The sequence below is a fragment of the Verrucomicrobiota bacterium genome, from assembly GCA_034440155.1.
Taxonomy (GTDB): domain Bacteria; phylum Verrucomicrobiota; class Verrucomicrobiia; order JAWXBN01; family JAWXBN01; genus JAWXBN01.
Map to the genome: position 1 here is coordinate 25,651 of JAWXBN010000022.1, position 8,190 is coordinate 33,840.

General features: G+C 49.7%; 10 protein-coding genes. 7 read left to right on the plus strand and 3 right to left on the minus strand.

Features of this window, described 5'->3' with window-relative positions:
* Positions 1-84 precede the first annotated feature (84 nt).
* The 4 genes from hemL to SGI98_02275 are packed head-to-tail and all read left to right on the plus strand — an operon-like array spanning position 85 to position 2,631.
* Positions 85-1,383 (plus strand): glutamate-1-semialdehyde 2,1-aminomutase, encoded by a 1,299-nt coding sequence (gene hemL / locus SGI98_02260; protein ID MDZ4742226.1) that lies wholly within the window; start codon positions 85-87, stop codon positions 1,381-1,383.
* 34 nt (positions 1,384-1,417) lie between these two features.
* Entirely contained in the window at positions 1,418-1,651 is a 234-nt protein-coding gene (locus tag SGI98_02265; protein MDZ4742227.1) for a ribbon-helix-helix protein, CopG family, read from the plus strand.
* Complete coding sequence (locus tag SGI98_02270) at positions 1,652-2,056, plus strand: type II toxin-antitoxin system VapC family toxin (protein ID MDZ4742228.1); 405 nt, start codon at positions 1,652-1,654, stop codon at positions 2,054-2,056.
* Complete coding sequence (locus tag SGI98_02275; protein MDZ4742229.1) at positions 2,053-2,631, plus strand: TIGR00730 family Rossman fold protein; 579 nt, start codon at positions 2,053-2,055, stop codon at positions 2,629-2,631. Before SGI98_02270 ends, SGI98_02275 begins: the two co-directional genes overlap by 4 nt.
* A 31-nt stretch (positions 2,632-2,662) precedes the next feature.
* Here the strand turns inward: SGI98_02275 and SGI98_02280 are convergent, their stop codons facing one another.
* From SGI98_02280 to SGI98_02290, 3 genes are read right to left on the minus strand one after another with little or no spacing between them, the layout of a single operon-like run.
* The gene (locus SGI98_02280; protein MDZ4742230.1) at positions 2,663-3,427 is read right to left on the minus strand and encodes a DUF429 domain-containing protein; all 765 of its coding nucleotides are present in this window, start codon (positions 3,425-3,427) and stop codon (positions 2,663-2,665) included.
* Positions 3,428-3,452: 25 nt separating this feature from the next.
* Positions 3,453-4,538: a galactokinase gene (gene galK, locus SGI98_02285; GenBank protein MDZ4742231.1), complete on the minus strand. Its 1,086-nt coding sequence runs from the start codon at positions 4,536-4,538 to the stop codon at positions 3,453-3,455.
* A 26-nt stretch (positions 4,539-4,564) separates the two neighbouring features.
* Positions 4,565-5,383 carry an OmpA family protein gene (locus tag SGI98_02290; protein MDZ4742232.1) on the minus strand — a complete coding sequence of 273 codons (819 nt, stop codon included), beginning with the start codon at positions 5,381-5,383 and terminating at the stop codon, positions 4,565-4,567.
* 185 nt (positions 5,384-5,568) lie between these two features.
* On the opposite strand from SGI98_02290, the gene SGI98_02295 reads away from it, so the two are divergent.
* The 3 genes from SGI98_02295 to SGI98_02305 form a co-directional block, all read left to right on the plus strand.
* A complete protein-coding gene (locus SGI98_02295) occupies positions 5,569-6,768 on the plus strand; it encodes an aminotransferase class I/II-fold pyridoxal phosphate-dependent enzyme (protein MDZ4742233.1) in 1,200 nt (399 codons plus the stop codon).
* 23 nt (positions 6,769-6,791) lie between these two features.
* Positions 6,792-7,637 carry a hypothetical protein gene (locus SGI98_02300; GenBank protein ID MDZ4742234.1) on the plus strand — a complete coding sequence of 282 codons (846 nt, stop codon included), beginning with the start codon at positions 6,792-6,794 and terminating at the stop codon, positions 7,635-7,637.
* 62 nt (positions 7,638-7,699) lie between these two features.
* The coding region (locus SGI98_02305) for a superoxide dismutase (protein MDZ4742235.1) at positions 7,700-8,190 on the plus strand (491 nt) is incomplete at its 3' end.

Sequence of the window (8,190 nt, forward strand, 5' to 3'; positions counted from 1 at the left end):
TGAAATCTGTGGATAAAACTTTTTCCCGGAACCGGAAATTGATGTTGGACTGCGGGAATATGGGCCTTATTATTTGAATCTCTTATGGCTCGAAATTATTCTCTCTCCCACAAGTTATTTGAAGAAGCTCTGAAATATACCCCCGGCGGGGTACACTCACCCGTTCGCGCATTCCGCGGTGTCGGGGGGGAACCCTTCTTTGCGCAGCGGGCTGCGGGTTCGAGGGTCTTCGACGTGGACGGGAATGAATATATCGACTACGTCTGCACGTGGGGTCCTGCGATCCTGGGCCATGCAAATGTCCATATCCTCAAAGCCCTCAAGGAAGCCCTCGAGGAAGGGACGAGCTTCGGCATTTCCAATCCCCGTGAATTAACCTTGGCGAAAATGGTGGTCGAAAATGTTCCTTCCGTTGAAAAGGTGCGCTTTTGTAATTCCGGCACGGAGGCCTGTATGTCGGCGGTTCGACTCGCAAGGGGATTCACCGGACGCGATAAAATCATCAAGTTCGACGGATGTTATCACGGACATGCCGACTCGATGCTGGTCAAAGCGGGCAGTGGTGCACTTACGCTCGGCCAGCCCGATAGCGCGGGAGTACCGGCCGCACTGGCAGCACTCACTCTGACCCTGCCATTTAACGACCTGACCGCCGTAAAAGAAATGGTCGCTGCACACCCGGCGCAAATTGCTGCGCTCATTCTGGAGCCGGTTCCCGCCAATGCAGGGCTTTACCTGCCGGAGCCGGGTTTTCTGGAGGGCTTGCGCAAATTATGCACGGAGGAGGGCATCGTCCTGATTTTTGATGAGGTCATGACGGGATTTCGTGTCGCCCCGGGCGGAGCACAGGAGATTTACGGGATCAGGCCTGACCTGAGTTGTTTTGGAAAAGTCATCGGGGGCGGTTTGCCCGTCGGGGCTTTCGGGGGCAGGCGCGAGATCATGGATTGGCTTGCACCGCTAGGCCCCGTTTATCAGGCGGGAACCCTTTCGGGAAATCCTCTGGCGATGGCGGCGGGGGAGGCGAATCTCAAGGAGTTATTTAGCCCCGACAAGAAACAGAACTTTGCCCGACTCAATGAATTAACCGCGCAACTTGCGCAAGGGTTGGTCGAGATCGCTAAGAAGAGGAAGATTCCTTTTACCGGAAAACAATTCGGTTCCCTATTCTGTGGTTATTTCTGCGAAGGCCCTGTGCGCCATTTGCAGGAAGCCAAAAAATCCGACACAGCCCGTTTTGCACAGTTCTTTCACGCCCTCAAGGAACGCGGGGTTTATCTGGCTCCTTCACAATTTGAAGCGGGATTTGTCTCCCTCGCGCACACGGAGCAGGATATCGCTTTTACCCTCAGCATGGCCGACGAGGCGATGGGGAAATTATAATTGAAATTATAATTTTGTAGCTTATATTTGAGATATGTCACAAATCACGATCTACTTGGATGAGACACTTATTCATGAGGTGAAAGTTGCCGCACGGAAAGAGAAAAAATCTGTTTCTGAGTGGATGAAAGACTCGGCCATTAAAAATCTGAAGAACAATGAGTGGTCTGAGGATTTTTTAAAAACATTTGGAGCGATCAGTGATGAAACATTTATCCGACACCCACAGCCGGCTCAATCATCAGATGACTATCCGAGGTTTGATTAAATGTCTGGCTTTTATTTGGACTCAGATACATGCATTGACTTCCTGCGTGGGAATAATCGTGGATTATATGATAAGATTCAGGATCTTGATCATGGGTCATTATTGATTCCAAGCATGGTTAAGGCAGAGTTGATTTATGGAGCATATTGTAGTCACCGACAAAATGAAAATAGGAAAATTTTGGATGTTTTTCTAGGTGAATTTAAGACTGTAGACTTTGATAGCTCAGCGGCAGAATATTATGCGAAGATTAAAATTGAATTAAAAAAATCAGGTCAGCCTATTGGGGGTAATGACATGGTTATTGCCTCCACTGTTCTCTCAAGAAATGGGACTTTAATCACACGTAACCATGCGGAGTTCTCACGGATTGAAGGACTACGGTGGGAAGATTGGAGTCAATGAAATCCATCTGTGTTTATCTCGGGTCGATGCGCAATTTGCACGGGGATTATATTGAAGCGGCTCGGGAATTAGGAAGGGAGCTGGCCCGGCGGAAGATCCGGCTTGTTTACGGTGCCGGTAATGTCGGGCTCATGGGCGAGCTGGCCAATAGTGTCCTGGAAAATGGTGGGGAAGTCATCGGGGTCATCCCACGTTCCATGGTCGAGCGTGAGTGGGCGCACATGAATCTGAGTAAATTGCACGTGGTCGAGACCATGCATGAACGTAAGGCGCTGATGGCAGAAATGGCCGATGCCTTTATCGCCATGCCCGGAGGCTTAGGTACCCTCGAAGAGATTGCGGAATGCCTGACATGGATCCAGCTCGGGTTCCTCCATAAACCCGCCGCTTTTTGGAATGTGCGCCGTTATTACGATTTATTTGCCGGATTCATCACCCAGATGGAACGGGAGGGGTTTATCCGCGATAGCGACCGGGATTTCATCTTTATGCACGAGAAACTCGGGAGCGTTTTTGATTATCTTGAGGCAAATTGCCTTCCGCAGAGTGCCGGGGACAATTTGAGTAAATCTTAGCTAGTTGCAGGTATCCTGCGGATGACTGACTTTATGGGTGAGGAATCTGCCCTGCTGGAACGAGGATATATCCCTCCTTTAAATCTCCATAAATACGGGGTTGATAGATCCATGCGTGTAGGGCGGTGTAAGCGCAGATGAAGGCGTCGAGGGTGTCTTCGTGTTTTTTTAATTCTTTCCCGCGCAATTTGCTCAATGGTGCGAGTAAAATATTTTTGGGAAAAGTGGCAGGGGGATGGGCGTTTTCCAGTGAGGAGATTGCTTCGCGGAAACGTTTGAATTCCCCCAGGATAAAATCCCGGGAACGGTGCGGGCGTGATTTATATTCGAAAATCAAGGGGAGATTAAAGAGGGTGACATTTGCCGCGTGGGGGAATACCTCGATGACCCGGCGCAATTTGCGCGTGTGGGGTTCCCATTCTGGGTCAGAGCTGAATCCCAAGGGCTTGAGGTTTTCGAGTATTTCTTCTGCGCGCAATTTGCCCCCACCCCATTTACAGAGGCGTTGCCGGTTGGACGGGTGGGCCCCGGCGTGGCATTTTCGGAAATCTTTATTTAAGAGTTTCTCGGCATTACGTGAACCGGATTGATTTGGGACGATCAAAGGTGCGTCGATCGCGATAATCCCTTGTTGTCCCTGTGAGAACTCTTCCCGGATGTAAGCGGCGATTTCCTCATTACTCCCGATATCCGGCACGAACCCCGTGCAATTTGCTCGGGCCCCATCCCACTCCAGAGTGCAAATGGCTGATGGATTCTTGAGCGACCAAGCGAGATCGAGGCCGATGAATTTCATGATTTAGAAATGAACAGCGGGAACACTAGTGCGCGCCATTAGCGGCGGTACATTCAAAGACGAGGGGCTCGATGCCCGTAGCTGCTTTGTATTGGTCGTGGAGATTACTGATAAATGAGGCGGCGGATTTCTTTTCGACAAGATTGATCGTGGCTCCGCCGAATCCTCCACCGCTCAGGCGGGCTCCGAGACAACCGGGTAATTTGCGGGCGAGGTCCACAAGGATATCGAGCTCCATGCAGCTATTCTCGAAATATTTGATCGAGCTCGCGTGGGAGGCGAACATGGCCTCACCCAAGGGAGTGATTTGACCTTCGCGCAATTTGCTTATCGAGGCGATCACACGTTCATTTTCCCCCACGACATGCATGGCGCGTTTATATGCTAATGAATCCTTGTCGGGCAATTTGTTTTCTAGGAGCAGCCTATCGGCATCGCGGAGGGCCTTGACGCCGAGCTCGGCAGCAGCTGCTTCACAACTGGCTCGGCGCTCATTGTATTCCCCGGCGACGAGGGAGTGTTTGACATTTGAGTGTGCGATGACAAAACAGGTGTCCGTACTCAGGGGGATGTTATCGATCTCCAGGCTGCGGCAATCAATAAAAATCGCATGGTCTTTTTTGCCATAAAGGGAACTGATCTGGTCGAGGAGTCCGCATTTCACCCCGACGAAATTATTTTCAGCCGCTTGGCATACCTTGGCTATGTCTAGGCGATCCATCGGAAATCCGAAAAGTTTTTGCAGGAAGAGTGCGGTGGAGACTTCTAGGGCGGCGGAACTGCTTAAACCTGCGCCGAGGGGGAGATTGCTACTGATCGACATTTCAAACCCGCCGAGGCGGAGGCCGCGTTTGAGTAGCTCATCCACTACTCCGAGAGGGTAATTCACCCAAGAGTTTTCCCCGTCCTGCGGTTTGATATTTTCCAAATCTGTCTGGAAAGGGTGGGCAAATTGCCCGGTACTGAGAATGATTTTGTCGTCTGCCCGAGATTGGCCGGAGACGGTGGTTCCTTTGTCCACGGCGATGGACATGACGAATCCTTCATTGTAATCAGTGTGGTTACCGAGGAGTTCGGCCCGGCCAGGGGCATAAGCGGTAGCTGTCGTCATGGAGTCCCTTTATCAGAGATTTTTTTTTAATTTGATTTCTTTTTATCCGTGGTCGCAGAGGCAGGTGTCGTCGCAGGGGCTTTAAAAGGGATCAGGACGATTTCAAGGCGGCGGTTGACGGCGCGGTTAGCATCACTGTTATTGGGGACAATCGGTTTAGTGTCGGCGAGGCCCATGGCTTGGAGGCGGTTACCGGGGATACCTTGGTCTTCGAGGTAACGGACAGCTTCAGCGGCGCGGGACGCGGAGAGTTCCCAGTTTGAGGCGAATTTTCCGCCGGTACGGACGGGCAGGTCATCGGTGTGACCTTCGATACGGGCGGCACGGTCAGGGAAACGTTTCAGGGCGAGTGCGATTTTATCGAGGATTTCTTTGGCTTTCGGACCGATACCTTGTTTACCGGACTCGAGGGGGATACGGTCTGTGATTTTAATGACGAGCTGGTCGCCGGCTTCACTGACCGTCACATCTTGGGAATCGATTTGGTTGCGGAGATCGTCACGGAGGCCACCGGAAGCTTTTTGCAGTTTATCTTTTTCTTGTGCAATTTGCAGCATCTTCGTCTTTGTATCCGTGAGGTTCTGGGTGAGCATGGTTAATTCCGCGTTTTTCGCTTCTAATTCGGAATTTTTCCGGATGACCTCATTCTGGACGGACTGGACTTCGAGCCTCCTATTTTCCACCTCGGCGGAGAGAATCCGAGTATCCTCCTTCATTTTATTCATCTGCTCATGGTATGCAGCACGCCCGCCGAGCAGGTAAACAGATAAAATTCCGGTAAAAAGAGCAAATGCACCGAGAAACACAGCGCCAAACAAAGGAACCCTAATTTTGTGAAAATCCATAGTATCATTCAACTAATAGGAAAACCGGATGGGTTCAAGACTAAAACTTAGCCAAAAAATTCTTTACTCCACCGCACGATTATTTTTATGAGATGCGGGAGTAATGAGCGGGTGGTAAAGGAAAATTCAAGCTTTTGACTGTGGACTTGCAGCTTTGGCGGGAATCTACTATATGTTACACTCTTGTGTCTAAAAAGGTCCAAAGATTAAGTCCGATTGCCCGTCACGTGCAGAGTATTCCACGTTCCGGCATCCGTGATTTTTTCGAGATTGTTTCCACGATGAAAGAGGTGATTTCATTGGGGATCGGGGAGCCGGACTTTGTTACCCCTTGGCATATCCGGGAATCGGCGATATATGCCCTTGAACGGGGGAAAACGAGTTATACTTCGAATCTGGGTCTTTTAAAACTGCGTAAGGAGATTTCCCGTTACGTTCAAAATCATTTTAATATCGGATATAATCCGGAAAACGAGGTGATCGTGACGGTGGGGGTCTCCGAGGCGATGGATTTGGCCTTGCGGGCGTTGATCGACCCGGGGGATGAGGTGATTTACCACGAGCCGTGTTATGTTTCTTATAGTCCGAGTATCTGTTTAGCCCACGGGATTCCTGTGTCTGTCCCCACGTCATTTGAGGATGGATGGTCGGTGACAGCGGAGAAAATCAGCAAGGCGATAACGCCTAAATCAAAAATCCTGATTTTGAATTTCCCGACTAACCCGACCGGAGGAACCATGGAGCGGGCTGAGCTTGAAAAAATCGCCCAGCTTTGCCAGGATCATGACCTGATTTGCCTTTCGGACGAGATTTATTCGGAATTAACTTATGAAGGCAGTCATGTATCCATCGCTTCCCTGCCCGGGATGAGGGAGAGGACGATCTTCTTGCATGGATTCTCGAAGGCTTTTGCCATGACCGGATTCCGTATCGGTTATGCTTGCGCGCCGCCCGAGATGACGGAGGCCATGATGAAGATTCACCAATACGCCATGCTTTGTGCTCCGATCATTAGTCAAGAGGCCGCCTATGAGGCTTTGGTGAATGGGGGGGATAATGTCGCGCGGATGAAGGATGATTACCATGCGCGGCGGAATTTTATCGTAAACTCTTTTAATTCATTAGGAATGAAATGTATGATGCCGCGTGGGGCGTTTTATGCATTCCCATCAATCGGATTTACAGGGCTGAAATCACATGATTTTGCCATCGATCTCTTAAAAACGCAGAAGGTTGCTGTCGTGCCCGGCAATGCCTTCGGGGAAAGTGGGGAAGGATTCGTCCGTTGCTCTTACTCGACTGCGCTTCATAAGATTGAGCTGGCCATCGAAAAGCTCGGGAGCTTTTTGGAGACGTATCAAAAACGTTCCGATTCCGCCGCCTAGAGTATTTTTCTCATCTTATACCTATGACCGACCCACTCACACTTCGTTTATCAGGAGAGGTATTAGCTTATGCCCGTGGGGTGAGCCATGAGCTTTATGGAAAGGATCTTTCCGGATTTGTACTCGATACATTTCCTTATGTGGATGACATGTTCCATGGAAAAGGGAAACGTTTCCAGCCGATCGACCTGAAGTTCCACGATCTGGAGCACACCTTACGGGCCGCTTCCTCGATGATCACTGTCATGAGGGGAATCAACCTGAATCATTCAGTCAAAAACATGATTCCCCATGGGCTTTTTGAGGTTGGGGTCGTGGCCGTTCTTTTCCATGACTCGGGTTATCTACGGCCATGGGGTAAGAAGGAAGGGTCGGGAGCTGTTTATACGAGTATCCACGTCGAGCGCAGTTGTAGAATCATATCGGATTATTTCCGAGAAATCGGGGTGTCTCACAAGGACCAGTGTGCAGCCAGTAATATGATCCTTTGTACGGGATTAAACCTCGATACAGGCATTATTCCTTTCCAGTCTGAACAAGAAAAAATGGCCGGGTTTGCCCTGGGCACGGGTGACTTGCTCGGGCAAATGTCCGATCCGGAGTACATCCGCAAATTGCCCTTCCTTTATGATGAATTCCACGAGGCCCACGAGTTTGACCCGGATGACGATATCACCCCTTCATTTGTCAGTGCCCATCATCTCATTATAAATACACCGAAATTTCACCGGGAATATGTATTAAAGATTCTGGATACCCAACTCGGTGGGGTGAGCCGTTATCTTCATGAGCCCTATTCAGAGGGAGTGAACGCTTATTTGGTGGCGATTGAGGGGAATGTTTCCCAAATTGAACGCACATTGATGTAGGCTTCAGTGTCTGGATGTGACATATCGTTTGAGTTTTAAGGGACTTCCGGCATCTTATGTATATGGCAAAAAATTATTACCGCCGGGATATCCTCAAAATTAGTCTTTTGGCTGGAGTGGCTGCCGGACTCAAGGTGTATTCACTTGATGCCCAGACTCCTGCGGCAAAAAGAGACATTTCCCCCGACATCTATCTACAAAAATATCCCTTTATCCTGCCTCCATTAGGTTATGATTTTAATGCCCTTGAACCCTTTATCGATGCGCGGACCATGCAGATTCATTATGAGAAACATCATGGTGCCTATGTGAAAAACCTCAATGAGGCCATCGCTTCGGACCCCGTTTTGCAGAAATTAACTCTCGGCGCGCTTCTGGCTGATCTCGATCAGGTGCCTGAACCCATTCGGGCCAAGTGCCGTAATAATGGAGGAGGCCATCTGAACCATTCACTTTTTTGGCCATCCATGAAAAAGGGTATTAAATGGAATGATCAAAGTGCTTTTGCTCAAAAAGCTGTCGAGTCATTTGGTTCCAAGGAGGCATTCTTGAA

Coding starts and splice junctions, on each gene's coding strand:
- hemL (MDZ4742226.1), top strand. CDS start 85: ATGGCTCGAAATTATTCTCTCTCCCACAAGTTATTTGAAGAAGCTCTG.
- SGI98_02265 (MDZ4742227.1), top strand. CDS start 1,418: ATGTCACAAATCACGATCTACTTGGATGAGACACTTATTCATGAGGTG.
- SGI98_02270 (MDZ4742228.1), top strand. CDS start 1,652: ATGTCTGGCTTTTATTTGGACTCAGATACATGCATTGACTTCCTGCGT.
- SGI98_02275 (MDZ4742229.1), top strand. CDS start 2,053: ATGAAATCCATCTGTGTTTATCTCGGGTCGATGCGCAATTTGCACGGG.
- SGI98_02280 (MDZ4742230.1), bottom strand. CDS start 3,427: ATGAAATTCATCGGCCTCGATCTCGCTTGGTCGCTCAAGAATCCATCA.
- galK (MDZ4742231.1), bottom strand. CDS start 4,538: ATGACGACAGCTACCGCTTATGCCCCTGGCCGGGCCGAACTCCTCGGT.
- SGI98_02290 (MDZ4742232.1), bottom strand. CDS start 5,383: ATGGATTTTCACAAAATTAGGGTTCCTTTGTTTGGCGCTGTGTTTCTC.
- SGI98_02300 (MDZ4742234.1), top strand. CDS start 6,792: ATGACCGACCCACTCACACTTCGTTTATCAGGAGAGGTATTAGCTTAT.